The organism is Ruminococcus sp. D54t1_190329_F1, from assembly GCF_015551645.1.
Taxonomy (GTDB): domain Bacteria; phylum Bacillota; class Clostridia; order Lachnospirales; family Lachnospiraceae; genus Blautia_A; species Blautia_A faecis.
On the sequence record NZ_JADNDC010000009.1, the window covers coordinates 92,387 to 111,024 of the forward strand.

17 protein-coding genes are annotated in these 18,638 nt (G+C 45.2%); 4 read left to right on the forward strand and 13 right to left on the reverse strand.

Annotated elements, in window-relative coordinates; all coding sequences use genetic code 11:
• Positions 1 to 114: 114 nt before the first annotated feature.
• Positions 115 to 1,140, forward strand: a complete 1,026-nt coding sequence (locus I2D69_RS05900; RefSeq protein WP_173770118.1) for a branched-chain amino acid aminotransferase — start codon at positions 115 to 117, stop codon at positions 1,138 to 1,140.
• A 120-nt stretch (positions 1,141 to 1,260) separates the two neighbouring features.
• Here I2D69_RS05900 and I2D69_RS05905 read toward each other — a convergent pair whose 3' ends face one another.
• A complete protein-coding gene (locus tag I2D69_RS05905; RefSeq protein WP_118579192.1) occupies positions 1,261 to 1,752 on the reverse strand; it encodes a dihydrofolate reductase in 492 nt (163 codons plus the stop codon).
• Positions 1,753 to 1,927: 175 nt separating this feature from the next.
• On the reverse strand, positions 1,928 to 2,776 hold the full coding sequence (thyA, locus tag I2D69_RS05910; protein WP_173770119.1) for a thymidylate synthase: 849 nt from the start codon (positions 2,774 to 2,776) through the stop codon (positions 1,928 to 1,930).
• A gap of 251 nt (positions 2,777 to 3,027) precedes the next feature.
• On the opposite strand from thyA, the gene I2D69_RS05915 reads away from it, so the two are divergent.
• On the forward strand, positions 3,028 to 3,543 hold the full coding sequence (locus I2D69_RS05915; protein ID WP_118579198.1) for a VanZ family protein: 516 nt from the start codon (positions 3,028 to 3,030) through the stop codon (positions 3,541 to 3,543).
• Positions 3,544 to 3,782: 239 nt separating this feature from the next.
• Here the strand turns inward: I2D69_RS05915 and I2D69_RS05920 are convergent, their stop codons facing one another.
• The 11 genes from I2D69_RS05920 to I2D69_RS05970 form a co-directional block, all read right to left on the reverse strand.
• Positions 3,783 to 4,217, reverse strand: a complete 435-nt coding sequence (locus I2D69_RS05920; RefSeq protein ID WP_195379540.1) for a hypothetical protein — start codon at positions 4,215 to 4,217, stop codon at positions 3,783 to 3,785.
• 11 nt (positions 4,218 to 4,228) lie between these two features.
• Positions 4,229 to 5,971, reverse strand: coding sequence for an ABC transporter ATP-binding protein (locus I2D69_RS05925; RefSeq protein ID WP_195379541.1), 1,743 nt, complete (start codon positions 5,969 to 5,971; stop codon positions 4,229 to 4,231).
• Positions 5,971 to 7,704 (reverse strand): ABC transporter ATP-binding protein, encoded by a 1,734-nt coding sequence (locus I2D69_RS05930; protein ID WP_195379542.1) that lies wholly within the window; start codon positions 7,702 to 7,704, stop codon positions 5,971 to 5,973. The genes I2D69_RS05925 and I2D69_RS05930 overlap by 1 nt, the downstream gene beginning before the upstream one ends.
• 1 nt (position 7,705) lies before the next feature.
• On the reverse strand, positions 7,706 to 9,229 hold the full coding sequence (gene malQ / locus I2D69_RS05935) for a 4-alpha-glucanotransferase (RefSeq protein ID WP_195379553.1): 1,524 nt from the start codon (positions 9,227 to 9,229) through the stop codon (positions 7,706 to 7,708).
• A 213-nt stretch (positions 9,230 to 9,442) separates the two neighbouring features.
• A complete protein-coding gene (locus I2D69_RS05940) occupies positions 9,443 to 11,098 on the reverse strand; it encodes a peptide ABC transporter substrate-binding protein (RefSeq protein WP_118579210.1) in 1,656 nt (551 codons plus the stop codon).
• A 103-nt stretch (positions 11,099 to 11,201) separates the two neighbouring features.
• Positions 11,202 to 12,212, reverse strand: a complete 1,011-nt coding sequence (locus I2D69_RS05945) for an oligopeptide/dipeptide ABC transporter ATP-binding protein (protein WP_118579213.1) — start codon at positions 12,210 to 12,212, stop codon at positions 11,202 to 11,204.
• Complete coding sequence (locus I2D69_RS05950; protein WP_118579216.1) at positions 12,213 to 13,220, reverse strand: ABC transporter ATP-binding protein; 1,008 nt, start codon at positions 13,218 to 13,220, stop codon at positions 12,213 to 12,215.
• A 15-nt stretch (positions 13,221 to 13,235) separates the two neighbouring features.
• Positions 13,236 to 14,594, reverse strand: a complete 1,359-nt coding sequence (locus I2D69_RS05955) for an ABC transporter permease (protein WP_118579270.1) — start codon at positions 14,592 to 14,594, stop codon at positions 13,236 to 13,238.
• Positions 14,595 to 14,596: 2 nt separating this feature from the next.
• Positions 14,597 to 15,541 (reverse strand): ABC transporter permease, encoded by a 945-nt coding sequence (locus tag I2D69_RS05960; protein ID WP_118579219.1) that lies wholly within the window; start codon positions 15,539 to 15,541, stop codon positions 14,597 to 14,599.
• 380 nt (positions 15,542 to 15,921) lie between these two features.
• Entirely contained in the window at positions 15,922 to 16,071 is a 150-nt protein-coding gene (locus I2D69_RS05965) for a hypothetical protein (RefSeq protein ID WP_195379543.1), read from the reverse strand.
• A gap of 76 nt (positions 16,072 to 16,147) precedes the next feature.
• The gene (locus I2D69_RS05970; protein ID WP_118579222.1) at positions 16,148 to 17,077 is read right to left on the reverse strand and encodes an alpha/beta hydrolase; all 930 of its coding nucleotides are present in this window, start codon (positions 17,075 to 17,077) and stop codon (positions 16,148 to 16,150) included.
• A 246-nt stretch (positions 17,078 to 17,323) separates the two neighbouring features.
• Here I2D69_RS05970 and I2D69_RS20830 point away from each other — a divergent pair, with 246 nt between their 5' ends.
• Together I2D69_RS20830 and I2D69_RS05975 are read left to right on the forward strand one after the other, a co-directional pair.
• Positions 17,324 to 17,494 carry a DUF6783 domain-containing protein gene (locus I2D69_RS20830; RefSeq protein ID WP_319017811.1) on the forward strand — a complete coding sequence of 57 codons (171 nt, stop codon included), beginning with the start codon at positions 17,324 to 17,326 and terminating at the stop codon, positions 17,492 to 17,494.
• The gene (locus tag I2D69_RS05975) at positions 17,476 to 18,585 is read left to right on the forward strand and encodes a DUF5067 domain-containing protein (protein ID WP_227198878.1); all 1,110 of its coding nucleotides are present in this window, start codon (positions 17,476 to 17,478) and stop codon (positions 18,583 to 18,585) included. The genes I2D69_RS20830 and I2D69_RS05975 overlap by 19 nt, the downstream gene beginning before the upstream one ends.
• Positions 18,586 to 18,638 lie beyond the last annotated feature (53 nt).

Sequence of the window (18,638 nt, forward strand, 5' to 3'; positions counted from 1 at the left end):
TAAAAAATCTGCTTTTCCCATTGAATTTCACACGTAAAAGTTTTACAATAGTAAAAACATTGGGGATTCACAATAAGAATCTCCCCCAAGAAACCACGCTAGGAGGAAATTGTTATGGAAAAAAAGAACATTGACTGGGGCAACCTGGGCTTTGGTTATGTAAAAACAGACTACCGTTATGTATCCAATTATAAAGACGGCAAGTGGGATGAGGGAGGCCTTACCACAGATGATATGGTTACCATCAGTGAGTGTGCAGGTGTCCTTCAGTATGCACAGACCGTTTTTGAGGGTATGAAAGCATACACTACAGAAGACGGACATATCGTTACTTTCCGTCCTGACCTGAACGGTGAGCGTATGGAGCATTCCGCCGCAAGACTGGAAATGCCTGTATTCCCGAAAGACCGTTTTGTTGACGCAGTTGTTCAGACAATTAAAGCAAATGCCGCATATGTTCCGCCATATGGTTCTGGTGCTACTTTATATGTACGTCCGTACATGTTCGGAAGCGACGCTGTTATCGGTGTAAAACCTGCCAGCGAGTATCAGTTCCGTGTATTCACCACACCTGTCGGACCATACTTCAAAGGCGGCGCTAAACCGATCACAATCCGTGTCAGCGACTTTGACCGTGCTGCACCAAATGGTACCGGTCATATCAAAGCTGGTCTTAACTACGCAATGAGCCTTCATGCGATCGTTGATGCTCATAAGAACGGATTCGATGAGAACATGTATCTTGATTCCAAGACCCGTACCAAGGTTGAGGAGACAGGCGGAGCAAACTTCTTATTCGTAACAAAAGACGGCAAGGTTGTTACTCCAAAGTCTGACAGTATCCTTCCATCCATCACACGTCGTTCTCTGATCTACGTTGCGAAAGAGTACCTTGGACTTGAGGCTGAGGAAAGAGAAGTATACTTCGACGAAGTGAAGAATTTCGCAGAGTGCGGTCTTTGCGGTACTGCTGCTGTTATCTCTCCTGTTGGAAAGATCGTTGACCACGGCAAAGAGATCTGCTTCCCAAGCGGCATGAACGAGATGGGACCGATCACCAAGAAGCTGTATGAGACCCTTACCGGAATCCAGATGGGACGCATCCAGGCTCCAGAGGGATGGCTCAAGGTTATTGAGTAATTTCTTAAGCTTCCCATTTTTCGTATTTTTTCAAATACACTCTACACAGCATATAACAAAAATCAGTTCTGTCGTGATGGCAGAACTGATTTTTTTGAAAAACACATTATATTTTCCCGCTTATTTATTTCTTTCATATCTCACAAACTTATATTCCAGATCAAAATATGTCTGCTCTTCACTCTCTGCTGCCACATGCCACTGTGGATCTTCATCCAGATTCGGAAAATAACTGTCTGCAATATAGGCAAAATCGATCTTGGTCACCTGAGCAGCATCGCAATAAGGAAGAAGCTGCTTATAGATAGTATCGCCACCGATGCAGTATACATCTTCTGCCGGATACTTTTTCAGTTCTTCCATAAGCTCTTCAATAGAATGAACGATTATGGCATCTTTCACTTTGTAATTCTCATTTCTGGTAAGAACGATGTTTGTGCGGTTTTTAAGAGGAAGCCCTCCTGGGAAACTCTCCAGGGTCTTTCTTCCCATAACACAAACCTTTCCGGTGGTCTCCTGACGAAACATTTTCATATCTGCCGGAATGCTTACAAGAAGCTTATTATCTTTTCCAATTCCCCAGTTTTTGTCTGCAGCTACTATTATTTTCATTTCTTATAATCTCCTTTATACGAACTCCTAGATCGTGTCTAAAAATCATTCCCGCAATCTACACACCCACTTTGCGGGAGATTTTGCCCGAATTCGGTTGCCGTAGCCCGCTACGGCAGCCTCACCATATCTGAAACGCATGCGGCATTGGAACCCTTTCCCATTTACTCCATGTTTAAATGGCAATCGGAATATTTTTAATCTGAGGCCAGGTCTGATAATTCTCCACGATCAGATCATCCGTGGTAAAATCATAAAAATTCTTCACATCCGGATTCAGTTTCACAATCGGTGCCGGATAAGGTATTCTGGAAATCAGCTCCTTGATAACCGGAACATGTCTGTCATAAATATGACAATCTGCGATCACATGTACCAGCTCACCGGCTTCCATGTCACAGCACTGTGCGATCATCATCAACAACAGAGAATACTGGCATACATTCCAGTTATTTGCCGCCAGGATATCCTGAGAGCGCTGGTTCAAAATGGCATTTAAGGTCAGCTTGTCCTTCCCAGGCTCCTTTGTTACATTGAAGGTCATAGAGTAAGCACATGGGTAAAGATTCATCTCATGAAGATCTTCATGCACATAAATATTGGTCATAATACGGCGGCTGTATGGATTATTCTTCAGATCATAAAGAACACGGTCTACCTGATCCATCATGCCTTCTTTGTACTGATGCTTCACACCCAGCTGATAACCATACGCTTTTCCAATGGAGCCATTCTCGTCAGCCCAGCTATCCCAGATATGGCTGTGAAGGTCATGGATGTTGTTTGATTTCTTCTGCCAGATCCAGAGGATCTCATCCATAGCACTCTTTAATGCGGTCTTACGAAGGGTCAGCGCTGGAAATTCTTTTCTCAGATCATAACGGTTCACAACACCAAAACGTTTGATCGTATAAGCAGAAGTGCCATCCTCCCACACCGGCCGGACCTTCTCCCCTTCTGTACTGGTTCCGTTCTCAATTACGTCTTTACACATATCTATAAAAATATGATCAGCTAAACTCATACCTTTCTTTTTCCTCCTGGTCTCCATTGTGCGTTCTTTATAGCAACACGATACCTGGCTGCCAGAGTCTCTCCACACCAAGTATCTCGCTGCTTTTCATACTTCAACAATTTTAGCATAGATTCCTGTAAATAACAAGTTCTTTGCCCTCCTGTCTCCCTTCTGCTTGCTCTGGTTTTATTGTTTTTTCAAAGCCTTGTCAAATCACCTTTTTCTTTACAATCTTATTTTCCCGTGTTATAGTAAACCCCATGAAGAAAATTTTAATCCATTTACTGAAACCTCTTTCTTTTCTTCCTGCAATTCTGATGATGTATCTGATCTATTCATTTTCAGCCCAGACAGGGGAGGTGTCCGGAGCCCTAAGCTATGAAGTCAGCTACCAGATTGTGGAAACCAAGAATGAAGTTCTCAACGAAAACAAAACTTATGACGAGCTCGCCTATTCTGCCAGCTCCATCGAATTTTATGTGCGAAAAGCAGCTCACATGACAGAGTACTGTCTGCTTGCCATTGCCATTTCTTTCCCACTTTATGTTTACGGAGTAAGAGGTATCTGGCTGATCCTGCTGGCAGGCGCCATATGCGTAGGCTTCGCAGGCTTTGATGAATACCACCAGTCCTTTGTGGCAGACCGCGGACCTTCTGTACGTGATGTGGGAATCGACAGCATCGGAGTCACAGCGGGAATCCTGTTGGTGCAGGCATTCTGCTGGTCCACTCTACATAACCCAAGCGGGAAACGCAGGCGCAGGAAACGGCGCTAGAGCGTGTATTTCAACAAAAAAACAGACTTCTGATTGATTATCACTCATTCGGAAGTCTGTTTATTTTTTTATATTTAGTATTGTATTCGTAATTTCGTGCTGTTATAATCATAAAACGCAAAAGTAACCGCCCGGTCTGCAAACTAGTACATCGTTCTCGAAATAACTACACCACTCATTTTTCATACATATATTAACACTATCTAATATATCAATTTCTTTTCAAAAAACAATACTCTCTATTCTTCATCCTCTGTCGCATCCCCTAACTGGCTAACCAGATTAGCGCGGTCAGCAATAGACATTTTCTTATTCAAGGATGAAGTACTTTCCATTTTAGATTCAACTGTCCTTGAAATTTCTGTCTCAGAAGCCTGTGCTTCACTTTCTGCATTCGACTCCTTCTGAATCTTGCCAGCCTTTATGCTGCCGCGGATTCCATTGATCACGAAAGCCACGCCAAGCACAATAAAAATCACTCCCGCAACCATAAAGCCAGGACTGCTGCCCTCAGCACCATTTATTACATTCTGGCAAAGAGAAACACCCAGATAAGCCACATAAACCCCTGCCAGAATCATAACCAGGCAGGTTCTCATAGGCATAGCAGACTTCCCATTTCTGGCTTTCTGCTTCTCATTTACATCAGTCTCTTCCAGATTCTTATTTTCCATATTCATCCCCCTTATGAAATAGCAAACTGACTCTCATACAGATTCGCATAGAAGCCCTTCTTCGCCAGCAATTCCTCATGTCTGCCCTGCTCGATAATATTTCCATCCTTCATGACCAGAATCAGATCTGCCTCCTGAATAGTGGAAAGACGATGTGCTACAATAAAGCTGGTTCTTCCTTCCATCAACTCTGCAAAAGCCTTCTGCACCTTCACCTCAGTACGGGTATCAATGGAAGAAGTGGCCTCATCCAGGATCAGCATAGTCGGGTGCATCAGCATAACCCTTGCAATGCAAAGAAGCTGCTTCTGTCCCTGGGAAATATTTCCACCGCCCTCTGAAATCACGGTGTCATAGCCATTTGGCATACGCTTGATAAAACTGTGGGCATGTGCATGCTTAGCTGCCTCCATAACCTCTTCCAAAGTCGCATCCGGCTTTCCATAGGCAATGTTCTCGCGGATGGTTCCTGCCTTCAGCCAGGTCTCCTGAAGCACCATACCAAAGTTTCGTCTCAGGCTGTCTCTTGTCAGCTCTCTTACCGGATAACCGCTTACCTTAATCTGACCCTTATCTACATCATAGAATCTCATAAGAAGGTTGATCATAGTGGTCTTACCGCATCCGGTAGGTCCGACGATAGCGATCCGCTGTCCAGGTTTTACGTCAATGGAAATATCAGTAAGAAGCGGAACTTCTTTTCTGTAAGAAAAGGAAACATTCTCCACGCTTACACGGCCATCTGCTTTCTCCAGCTCCGAAGCATCTGGCGCATCTGGCTCTTGTGCCGGTGTATCAATAAAGTCAAAGAGACGTTTTGCACATGCCAGCGCATTCTCCAGCTCTGTGATAACGCCGGAAATCTCATTAAACGGCTTGGTATACTGATTTGCATAGTTTAGGAAGCTGGTCAACTGTCCCACAGTCATACCGCCCTTAATTACTGTAAATGCACCAAAAATTCCAACTGCTGTGTAAACAAGACCATTTACAAAACGTGTGGACGGGTTTGTAATAGAGGAAAAGAAAATCGCTTTGATTCCGCAGACGCGAAGCTCCTCATTTACTTTTCCAAATCTTTCATTGGCTCTCTCCTCATAGGAAAAAGCCTGCACGATCTTCTGATTTCCAACAAGCTCTTCCACAATAGAAGTCATCTCCGCTCTCTTCTCGGACTGCTCCTGGAACATGCGGAAGGTTCTGCCTGCAATAAAGCTTGCCACAAACAGGGAAATCGGAGTAAGCAAAATGACGATCACTGCAATCTTCACACTGATGGAAAGCATAAATCCAATGGTTCCAAAGATGGTCAGCACACCGGTAAACAGCTGGGTAAAGCCCATAAGGAGACCATCTGAAAACTGGCTGACATCAGAAACAATACGGCTTAAAATATCTCCTGGCTGATTGGCATCTATATAAGATACCGGCACCTCCTGAAGATGGGCAAACGCCTGGCTTCGCACATCCTGCACCACGCTGTAGGTAACCTGGTTGGTAAGAAGGTTCATCACCCACTGGGAAACTGCATTTCCCACAACGATCACAGCCAGAGTTCCAAGTACCTTTAAAAGTCCGGCTACATTTACATTTCCCGGACCTACGATATTATCTACACCGTTACCAATAAGAATGGGTGTATACAGGGTAAATCCAACGGTGACAAGCGCTGTCAGAAGCATAATGATAATTTTTGCTTTGTAAGGGCTGATAAATCTAAGTACCCTCTTCATAGTCTCTTTATTCTTTCCCATCAGCGGTTCACCTCCTGTTCAGAAAGCTGTGACAGGCAGATTTCTCTGTAGACCTCACAGGATTCCATAAGCTCTTTGTGTGTTCCCACACCAGCCAGCTCACCATCATCCAGGACCAGAATCTTGTCTGCCTGCTTGATGGAGGTTGCTCTCTGGGAAACGATAAACACAGTCATTCCCTTTGTCTGCTCATGAATGGCATGACGAAGAGCCGCATCTGTGGCAAAGTCAAGGGCAGAAGCACTGTCATCCATGATCAAGATCTCCGGATCTCCCACCAGTGCTCTTGCTATGGTAAGACGCTGGCGCTGTCCGCCGGAAAGATTGGCGCCGCCCTGACTTACCATGGTATTTAAGCCCTCCGGCTTACTTTTTACAAAATCACTTGCCTGCGCAATGGAAAGAGCCCGCTGGATTTCCTCTTCTGAAGCGTCCTCTTTGCCCCATTTCATATTGTCACGGATGGTTCCCTTAAACAGAACTGCCTGTTGTGGTACCATCCCCACCTTTTTACGAAGCTGTGAAAATGGATATTCTTTTGCATTATTTCCATCAATTACCACATTACCGGAAGTTACGTCATAGAAGCGTGGAATCAGATTTACCAGAGTGGATTTACCACATCCGGTGCCACCAATGATACCGATGGTCTCACCTGGTTTTGCCGTAAAGGAAATATGGGAAAGTGCCGGCTCCTTGCTGCCTGCATAGGTAAAGCTCACATCTTCAAAAACAACTCTTGCAGCGCCTGCATTCTCTTTTTGAACACTGCTGCCCTGATCCGTGAGAGACGGCTGTGTATCCAACACCTCATTCAGACGCACACCGGAAGCCATAGCCTTTGTCACTGCCACGATCAGGTTTGCAAGAGCGATCAGTGCGATCAGGATCTGGTTCATATAGTTTACAAGGGCAACCACTTCCCCCTGTGTAAGAATACCCACAGACACTTCCCTGCTTCCATACCAGAGGATTCCGATAATGGCAAAGTTCATGATAACCGTAGTAGCAGGATTCAGAAGTGCGGAAATTTTTCCCGCTCTTACCTGCACATTGGTGTAATCGTCGTTTACTTCTGAAAATTCTTTATATTCTTCCTGCTGTCTTCCAAAAGCCCTTACCACTCTGGCACCCACATGATTCTCTCTGGTGATCAGGGAAATTCTGTCCAGAAATGATTGAGCCTTTTTGTAAATTGGCACTGTTGTGCGCATAATTCCGTAAATTACAATAGAGATCACCGGAACCGCAATCAGGAAGATCAGGCCAATCTTCACATCAATGGTAAAGGACATGATCACTGCACCCACAACAATAAAAGGAGAACGAAGGAACAGACGAAGTACCATGTTCACACCAGTCTGTGCCTGATTCACGTCATTGGTGATCCTTGTCACAAGGGTAGGAGTTCCAAGCATATCCAGTTCTCTGTAGGAAAGCCTGCTGATATGGAAAAAAAGCTCCTTGCGAAGGGCAGTGCTGAATCCCATGGCTGCCTTTGCAGAAAAATACTGTGCAGTCAGAGAGCATGCAAGGCCAATCACTCCAAGCAGTACCATGATCACACACTGGTGCCAGATGTAGACATTGTCCTGATTCTTAATGCCGATATCCATGATTCTGGCAACAACCAGAGGCACGATCAGCTCAAAGGTGGCCTCCAGCATTTTGAACAAAGGAGCCAGAAAGCTTTCTTTTTCGTAGCCCTTCAAAAATCTAAGCAATCTCTTCATCTTACTTCTTATTCTCCTGGATTCGTCCATATAATCTGGTCATGGCGTTAATTCTATGAATAATCTCATCCGTAAGCTGACCTCTTGTAAGACGCCATTTCCAGTTGTCTCCCAAAGTAGACGGCGTATTCATTCTCGCTTCATTTCCAAGACAGAGATAATCCTGCAAAGGTACTACGCACACTTCTGCTACTGAGGACTGTGCCGCCCGGATAAGCCCCCATACACATTCATCTGTGTCTTTATCCTCACAGGCTGTGTACTGGTTCACATAGTCTCTGTTGGACTGGGTAAGGTTCCCAAGCCAGCCCTTCGTAGTCTCATTGTCGTGGGTTCCAGTGTATACAATGCAGTTTTTATCATATCGGAAAGGAAGATATACGCTCTCGCCGCTTTCATCAAAGGCAAACTGAAGCACCTTCATACCCGGATATCCGGATTCTGCCAGAAGCTCCCTGACACTGTCTGTAAGAAATCCCAGATCCTCTGCGATCACATCCAGATCCTTAATTTTCTCCTCCAGAACCTCGAACAATTCTATTCCAGGACCTTTTTCCCACTTTCCGTTCTCAGCGGTCTTATCTCCATAGGGAACTGACCAGTACTCGTCAAAACCGCGGAAATGATCGATCCGGACCTTGTCGTACAGCTTCATACAGTGAGTCATACGAAGAATCCACCAGTTATAGCCTGTTTTTCTGTGATATTCCCAATTATAAAGCGGATTTCCCCACAGCTGACCGGTTGCAGAAAAAGCGTCTGGAGGACATCCTGCCACTGCTACCGGTGTAGCCTCCTCATCAAACTGGAACAGGTCCGGGTTCGCCCATGCATCTGCGCCATCAAAAGCCACATAGATAGGAAGATCACCGATGATCTTAATACCTCTGTCATTTGCATATTTCTTCAGCCGGTTCCACTGGCGGTAGAACCAGAACTGCTGAAAGGCATAGAAGCTGATATCTTCCTTCAGCTCCTCTCTTGCCTTAGCAAGCGTCTCCGGCTTACGTGTCTTTAAGTCCTCCGGCCACTGATTCCAGGAAATTCCCTCCAGGCTGTCCTTTATTGCCATATAAAGACAATAATCTGCAAGCCAGAAGCCCTGTTCTTTCTCAAAGGCTTCCATCTCCTCACGGATCAGCTGAAGCTCCTTTTCTTTCCCATCCATCTGGTAAAAACGTCTGTAAGCCTTCCGAAGAAGGGAAAATCTGGAAAGATAAACCTTCTCATAGTCCACATAGCTTTTGCTGCCGCCCCAGTCACATTCTGCACATTCTGCTGCTGTGAGAAGGTCTCTCTGGATCAATTCCTCCAGATCAATGAAATAAGGATTTCCTGCAAATGTGGAAAAAGACTGGTAAGGGGAATCCCCGTATCCGGTAGGTCCAAGTGGCAGGATCTGCCAGTATTTCTGACCCGCTTCTGCAAGCTGATCTACAAAAGCGTAAGCTTCTTTAGAAAAACATCCGATTCCATAGTTGGAAGGGATACTGGATATAGGCAATAAAATACCGCTGGCTCTCATCATATGTTCCTCCTGTCTGGTTCAATAACCATTATCTGTTTATTATACCGCTATCATGCATAATCGGTCAACAGAATAAAACAGCTTCGCAAATTTTATCCTGCTTTCGTTGCTGCTCAAAAAAACAGGCACCCGGAAAAATTCCGAATGCCTGTCATTTTCTTCTGCATCACATTTAAGTAATACCAAAAGACTTATATTCTTTTAACTTGATTATTTCTTACTTGTATAACCGAAGAAGAAGTATCCAAGTGGTGTGTAGTACATGCCGTCAATGTCTGGATTGAGCATATATGGCTGTGTATAGAAGTAGATTGGAGCAAGTACGCTGTCCTGTCCAATGAGGATATCCTCAGCTTCGTGGAATGCTTTCATACGCTCTTCCGGATCAGAAGTAGCTTTTGCTGCATCGATAGCTGCATCATAGTCTGGGTTAGAGTACTGAGCGTCGTTGTTACCGCCGTCTGTGTACCACATATCCAGGAATGAGCAAGGATCGTTGTAGTCTGCGATCCAGCCGTTACGGGCGATCTGGAAGTTACCATCTTTTCTGTTCTGAAGGAATACGTTCCAATCCTGGTTGTTCAAGTTAACAGTTACACCAAGCTCTGTCTGCCACATGTTCTGAAGAGCCTCACCGATCTTCTTGTGGTTATCAGCTGTGTTGTACAGATACTCTACAGTCGGGAAGCCTTCGCCGTTCGGATAACCAGCGTCTGCAAGAAGCTGACGGGCCTCTTCGCAGTTAGCCTCATAATCCTCATCGGAAATGCTGTAGTAAGAACCGCCTACTGTACGGAAGTCATCACTACCAGCACCAGCTGCATCATTTACACCGTTCGGTACATATCCGTCAGCCGGAACCTCACCAGCCTGAGAAACGTTCTCTACGATGTAGTTACGGTCGATTACAAGTGAGAACGCTTTACGGATGTTAGGGTCAGAGAAAACTTCGTCCTCTGTGTTGAAGCATACATAGTAGGTTCCAAGATAGTCACCAATCTCAAGCTCGCCAGAAGCAAGGTAGGTCGGGATCTCGTCTACAGGAAGGTTCTCGATGAAATCAAGCTCTCCGTTGTTGTAACCTTTGAGCATTGCGTTGTTGTCATCAAGAAGTGTAAACTTGATAGTATCCGGTCCAAGATTCTCATAGTCATAGTAGTTCTCGTTTTTCTCCATGGAGATGTAAGCATTGTGAGACCACTCTGTCATTTTGTATGGTCCATTGCCAATGTATGTGCTTGGATCAAATGTCCAGTTGTCACTGCTCTCTACCATATCCTGACGAACCGGGAAGGTTGCCGGGAATGCCATGATTTCTTCGAAATACGGGCAGTCATAGGTAAGATCGATCTGAAGAGTCTGATCATCAACTGCTGTAATTCCAAGAGTGCTTGGATCCGCACTTCCGTCAGCAACTGCGTCATATCCTTTTACCATATCGATCATGTAGCAGTAATCTGCTGCTGTCTCAGGATTTGCTAGACGCTGCCATGCATAAACGAAGTCACCAGCTGTTACAGCCTGTCCATCAGACCATTTGATTCCGTCACGAAGTTTAACAGTGTAAGTAACTGTACCATCTTCGTTCTCGGCCTTTTCCCAGGACTCAGCCTGTCCAGGAGCTGTGACAGCATTTCCTTCACCATCATTTACCCATTTAGCCAGACCTTCGAACATATGGTTGCACATGATAGCTCCATCAACTGCAGAGTTCAGTGCAGGGTCAATTGTCTGTGGTTCAGATGCGATACAAAGGTTCAGATTGAATCCTTCGTCAGATGCTGTATCCTCGGCGAATACAGGAGTTGCTGCCATGCTTAATACCATAGCTGCAGTCAGTGCCATAGACATAAATTTTCTTCTCATTACATTTCCTCCTTTATGCTTTTTTGCGCCGCATGAGAGATGAGAATCGACGCTTGTATTCATCAGCTCTTCCGTGAAGAAGAACGAAATACCTAAACTTTCTTTATTTGTCCAGCAAATGGCAGGCTGCCCAGTGGCCCGGCTCATGCTCTCTGAACACAGGAGTTACCTGGCTGCACTTTTCAGTGGCATATGGACATCTGGTGTGGAAACGGCATCCGCTTGGCGGATTCATAGGACTTGGCACGTCTCCTTCCAGAATAATACGCTTTCTTGTCCGGCTCAGCTTTGGATCCGGAACCGGAACTGCGGAAAGCAGGGTCTGTGTATATGGATGGATCGGATGTCTGTTCAGCTCATAGCTCTCGCCCAACTCAACAAGAGAGCCAAGATACATAACACCGATTCTGTTGGAAATATGACGGACAACGGAAAGATCATGGGCAATGAACAGATAAGTCAGACCCATCTGCTCCTGCATGTCCTCCAGCATGTTTACCACCTGTGACTGGATAGAAACATCCAATGCGGAAATCGGCTCGTCACAGACGATGAACTCCGGTTTTACTGCAAGGGCGCGGGCAATACCAACACGCTGCTGCTGACCGCCGGAAAACTCATGTGGATAACGGTTTGCATGCTCTGTATTTAATCCAACCTGCGCCAGCAGCTCTTTGATCATGTCAGCGCGGTCTTTCTTACTCGCTGCAAGCTTGTGGATATCAATGGCCTCTCCAATGATCTCACCAACTGTCATTCGAGGATCCAGGGAAGCGGACGGATCCTGGAAAATGATCTGCATTTTTCTTCTGTAGGGAAGCATTTTGGCAGCTTTGGCTTTTCCAAGAGGTTTGCCGTCTTTATCCAGAGGATTGTCGTAAATGGTTTCGCCATCATAAATAATCTTTCCTCCGGTTGGCTCATAAAGGCGAAGAATCGTTCTTCCCAGTGTGGTCTTTCCACATCCGGACTCTCCTACAAGACCGAGTGTTTCACCTTTTTTGATATAAAGGGAAACATCCTGTACAGCCTGTACCCCCGGACCTTTTATGCCATTTACCGGAAAATATTTTCGTAAATTCTCAATTTCAAGAAGCTTCTTTTCTTCTGCCATTTATTTCTCCTCCTTGTTCATAAGCTCCTGAACCCGAAGCCAGCAGGCGGAACGATGTTTCTCGCCCACTTCCACGTAAGGAGGCATTTTCTTCAGACAGATCTTCATGCAATGCTCACAACGTGGAGCAAACGGACATCCTTCCGGCGGATTCAGCATATCAACCGGGGTTCCCTCGATTGGGATCAGTCTTTCATAGCTCTCGGCATCAACACGGGGCATGGAACGAAGAAGACCCTTTGTATATGGATGTGCAGGCTCGTAGAAAATGTCATCTACAGGTCCCTGCTCCACAATTTTACCTGCATACATAACGGATACCTTGTCACAGATATCTGCCACAACACCAAGGTTGTGTGTGATGAAAATGATTCCCATTCCGGTCTTTTTCTGAAGATCCTTCATCAAGTCAAGGATCTGTGCCTGAATGGTAACATCAAGGGCTGTGGTCGGCTCATCTGCGATCAGAAGCTGCGGATGGCAGATCAGTCCCATAGCGATCATGACACGCTGTCGCATACCGCCGGAAAACTCGTGTGGATACTGTTTCATACGCTTCTCCACATTATTGATTCCAACCAGTTCCATCATTTCCATGGCACGTTTCTGGGCTTCTTCTTTGCTGATTTTCTTATCATGGGCACGAAGAGCTTCCACAAGCTGATTTCCGATGGTGTAAACCGGATTCAGACAGGTCATGGGATTCTGGAAAATCATAGCTACTTTGTTTCCGCGGAACGCAGTCATCTCTTCCTTGGAAAAAGAAAGGACATCTTTTCCCTCGAAGGTAATGGAGCCTCCGATAACTTTACCTGGGGACTGAAGAAGCCCCATAATAGAATATGCCTCCTGGCTCTTTCCAGAACCAGATTCTCCAACAACTCCCATAACTTCGCCATAATCAAGGTCATAGGAGATACCGCCAACGGCTTTTACCTCGCCGGCCGGGGTAAAGAAGGAGACTTTCAGGTCTTTTACTTCCAGCAATTTATTTTTCTGTTCAGACATTGTTCTCCTCCTCTCTTATTTCTTCAGCTTCGGATCAAGAGCATCGCGAAGTCCATCGCCAAACAGGTTGAATGCAAGGATCATAATGCTCAGGATCACGGAAGGTACGATCAGTCTGTAAGTATAAGTGTACATACCGCTAAGTGCGTCTGTTGCCATGGATCCAAGGCTTGGAAGAGGTGCAGAAACACCAACTCCAAGGTAGGATAAGAAGGATTCCAGGAAAATTGCAGACGGTATCTGCAGGCAGGTAGTAACAACGATCTGTCCGATACAGTTTGGAAGCAGATGACGGCGGATGATTCTGCCGCCAGATGCACCAAGTGCTCTTGCTGCGGTTACATATTCCTGCTGTTTCAGCTGAAGTACCTGGCCACGGATAATACGACTCATGGTAACCCAGTATAACAGACCAAATGCAATAAACATGGAGATCAGGTTCGGTCCAAGTACATTGACAAAGGATTTCATAGGACTGGTTCCTGATGAATTCACATAGTCAGTAAGGATTGGTTTCAGTGCAGTTGCGATCAAAAGGACAACCAGCATCTCCGGAACTGCATAAATAAGTTCAACAATACGCTGCATCACTGCGTCCACCTTGCCGCCACAGTAACCGGAAATAGCACCATAAAGGGCGCCGATCACCAGTACCAGGATAGCTGCGAATACGCCGACAGACATGGAAACACGGGCACCATACATAACACGGACCAGAATATCACGGCCATACATGTCAGTACCAAATACATGAGGGAATACTTTTTCCCCATTTGCCTTGCGCTCAAGCTCTGCCTGGGAATAACCGAAAATATGCTTCTTGATTCCAAGCTCCTTGCGGATGGAATCCTCATCTACGCTCTGCTCCTCAGAAGAATCTTCTGAAGGTTTTGCAGCGACTTTTGCTTTTGCACGGATAACTGCTTCATCTTTCTTTGTAAATTTCTCGCCCTTTTTCTCAGCTTCTGCTTTCGCCTGGGCGATCATTTCATCTACATCCACTACATCGGACTGGGTTCTGGAAGCGATCTCGTCGTTCACACGCTGGGTGTCCTCCAGTGTGTAGTGATAGGGATAAAGGTTCTCAGCACCTTTGTTAAACTCGTCATAACCATATGGGATCAGAAGCGGGCCCACAAAGGCAAATAAAAACAGGAATACGATCACACCAAGTGCAACCATAGCCACCACATTTTTCTTTAATCTTCTCCAGGCATCTTTCCAGTAGGAAACACTCTGGCGATCCTGAATAAAATCATCCTTCTCCTGTCTGGACGCAGATGCAAAATCATCCGGACTTAAATCCTGAAGGAGGTTCTCAATATCCGGCTGAAGACTCACCGGACATTTCTTAATCTTCTTATCTTCTGCCACGATCATTCTCCTCCTTTCGCAAGGCTGATTCTCGGGTCAGCAACCTTATAAAGGAGGTCTACAACCAGGTTCATCAGAATAATAAATGCTGCCAGGAAAATGGTAGTTCCCATAATAACCGGATAATCACGGTTCTGGATGGACTGTACGAAGTAACGTCCAAGTCCTGGAATTGAGAATACACTCTCTACAACAAAACCACCACAAAGAGTAAAGGCCACCTGCGGTCCTAAGTATGTAATAACCGGAATCAGTGCATTTCTAAGAGCATGCTTGAAAATAATCTTTTTGTTCTTCAGACCTTTGGCGCGGGCTGTCTTAATGTACTCCTGGCTTAAGGAATCCAGCATGGCAGAACGTGTCTGACGTGCTGTATAGCACATTGGGTAAAAGCCCAGGGCAAAGCATGGCAGTACATAGGCGCGCCATCCCTGCGACGGATCAAAAATAGACGGAAACAGATTCAGTGCATTGTTTCCGGTCAGGGTTACCAGAAGAACAGATGCCACAACGAAGCTTGGCATGGAGATTCCAAGTGTACAGATCACACGAAGAATGCTGTCTGTCAGCTTGCCTCTCTTAAATGCGGCAAGACAGCCAAGAGGTACACCCACCAGAATCGCCCATGCAAGTGCAAGTGCACCTACCTTGGCAGATACCGGGAACATATCCACGATAATGTCAAGAACTGCACGGTTCTTCTGCATCTTAAGTGATACACCGAAGTCACCGTGAAGAATATTTTTCAGATACATAAACAACTGTACATAGACCGGCTTATCCAGTCCATATTTGGCATTCAGCGCAGCCAGTGTGGTCTCGGAAGGTGTTTTTTCACTGAGCCATGGGCTTCCAGGTACAGCATTCATCAGCAGGAAGGTAAGACAGGCTACCAGAAAGATAGTCAGAATTGCCATTCCAAGTCTTTTTGCAAAATACTTTCCCATTTTTCCTCCTTATTTTTTCCGGTCGAAAACATTTATTTCGGTTTCCTTTATGAGAGATGCCGTCAAAAACGCCACACCCATATCAGATTGATTTCTGACCAGAGTTCATTTTTATAATATGTAAAAAAAATTATAGCATTTCAATTCGCTTTATTCAAGTAACATTTTAAACTTTAGAACGGTGACAATGCATTTTTTTAAGCTTGTACTATTTTTCAGTGCTATTATGGTGTATTTTTTGTGTATTTTGTACAAGGACATTTGTTTGTTTCACAAGCGCAGATTGTTTGTCATAACACTACAGCATGTTTAAAAAAGACTTGGGAGCCTGTTTCAAAAATCATTTCTGCAATCTATATAAAACTAATCTATTTTTTAGTTCAAAAAAGAAGGATACCAGATTGGCATCCTTCTCTCTCAATTCTTACCAGTTCCCCTTTTGTCTCATCCGGCTCCGTATCTTTGCTGCAGCTCATAAGAAAAGCCACACCCAGAAGAACCAGCAGCAGAATCCAGCCTTTTTTTCTCATATAGTTCTCCATTTCACACTGTATTTCTGTGAGTATGTGCAAAATAGAGCATCTTATGCATAATGGACGTCTTTTCTCAAAAGCCCTTTTTCTTTATATAAAAGGCAATGTCGTGATAAACCCTCTTCCGGTCTGTCTCGTTCAGAATTTCGTGGCGCATTCCCGGATACAGCTTGCCTTTCACGTCTACATAACCAGCGCGCCGCATATCCTGCACTGCTTTTGCAAAATGACGCACGTTGATCATACAGGGATCATCAGAACCACTGACAAAAAGCACGGGCATTTTCGGTCTGGTGCAGTGCCAGTGCTTTACGTCGTAAGCACGCTTCATCAGCTCAAAAAGTGCCAGATAGCCATCATCTGTAAACGTAAAGCCACAAAGTTCAGAATCGGAGTATTCCTGAGCTGCTGCCTTATTGGCACAGATCCAGGAAGTACAGTTTTTGTCCTTGCGGAAGCGCATCACATTTCCGGCAAAGGAAAGGGTTTCGATAACTTTACTCTTGTGGGCTGGTCCAAACACAGCACTTTCCATATGGGCAATTGCTTCTCCAAGAGATCTTGCCCCATTCTTGCTTGGAGAACCACAAACGATCAGCATGTCCATGCAGTCATCATGATCTCTTGCAAAAGCGCGCACGGCCAGCGAACCCATACTATGCCCGAATAAGATCAATGGCAGATCCGGAAGCTGCTGGTGCATTTCCCGGTTCACCACCTCAATATCCTTGAGGATCGCATCCGCGCCGCCGCCATACATATATCCCAGGTCATCCAGCGCCCGCACACTTTTCCCATGGCCACGGTGATCGTGGATCACGCATACATAGCCTTTTTTAGCCATGTATTCCATAAAGGGAAGATAGCGCTCCTTGTATTCGCTCATCCCATGAACAAGCTGCAGGATTCCTTTGTACGGTGTCTCATCCGGAACCACTGCCAGAACGGAAATATCAAGTCCATCCGCCTCTGATTCTATATAAGCTTCATACTTTGCACCCATAGTTTTTCCGCCTTTCTTCTTTTTTATTATCTTAACATAAATACCCGGTATCCGTAAAGTTACTGGTTACTGTGAACGAAGTGAGCAGTAACACTCTGTAAATACTTTGACACTCTTCCAAGAGTATACTATAATAAAAAAGATGTCACACAGATTTATATGTGAAATTTTTTACAGACGGTCAATTTATGAAATTATAATAGCATAGACATCGCCAGAGCATGTTTGAAAAAGGCTTTCTGCAAGATGTGCGTCACAATTTGTGGGAAATTTTGTCTGGATGAGGGCGCCTTAGTGGGCTACGCAGGCCGAATTCGGGCGAAATATACCGCAAAGTGGGACGTGCAGATTGTGGGAATGATTTTTCAAACAGGCTCTAAACCTAACAAGGAGGAAACATGGAAGAAAAACAACTAAATATGCCAGATGAACACCCTGTTCCGAAGAAAAAAAGAAAAGGAAAGGCCGGACGCATTCTGCTTCTGCTTATTCTTATCCTTGTCGCCGGCGCAGCCATTGGCTACTATTTCTACGAACGCAGCCAGCCAGCCAAAGAATTGGATAAATATCTTACCGGCATCCAGAGCCTTGATTTCGACACAATGGAAAGTATGCTCCAGAGCGCCGATCTTTCCGCTCTTGACAATGCAGATGTGCGAAACGCCACCTACGAAAGCTTCTTCAAATCCATCAACGCCAAAATGACCTGGAAGATCACAAAGACACGTTTCAGTTTTCAAGACGGCACTGCAGAAGTCACTGCGCGGATCCGCTATGTAGACGGATCTGACATCTACCGTGAAACTGTAACCGAATTCCTTCGTCAGATCGTTTCCAGCGCCTTTTCCGGAGAAAATCTTACAGAACAGGAAACCCAGGACAAGCTTGCTGCTATTTTAATAGAAAAAGCCTCCAGCCTGGAAGACAAATTCAGTGAAACAGACATTGTTTATCCTATGATCAAAGTAAACGGCCAATGGAAGGTTACGGCTCTTGATGAGGAAACGGTAAAGATCATGTCCGCTAATTTCAAAAGTGTAGAAGATGAGATCAGCCAGACACTGGCGGCTTCCGATTCCACAGCGGAGGGAACCGATGGTCCAGCTGATTCTGCAGACCAGACGCCGGCCACATCCGCTGGAACCATTGATCTTTCCAACCAGCGTTTCTCTATCCACTATACCAGAAATGTAGTTTCCACAGACTTTGGCGGTGAGCCCTGTCTTCTCGTCTACTACGACTACACAAATAACGGAGAAAGTTCTTCCAGTGCTATGGTAGATGTAAATCTTACCGCTTATCAGAATGATGCGGCTCTTGAAGCAGCTATTCCGGCAAACAGTGATGAGGCTGTTGATGCATTTATGAAAGAAATCCAGCCTGGAGAAACGGTAAATGTATGTCAGGCTTTTTCCCTTAATGATATGAGCCAGGTTACCTTGCATGCTTCAGACGCATTTGGTCTGGATACTGGAATTACAGCAGCACAGACATTAAATCTCCAGTAAAAGAAGCAACCAGCACATCACCATATGGAAAGCACAATGAAATCTTTTATACG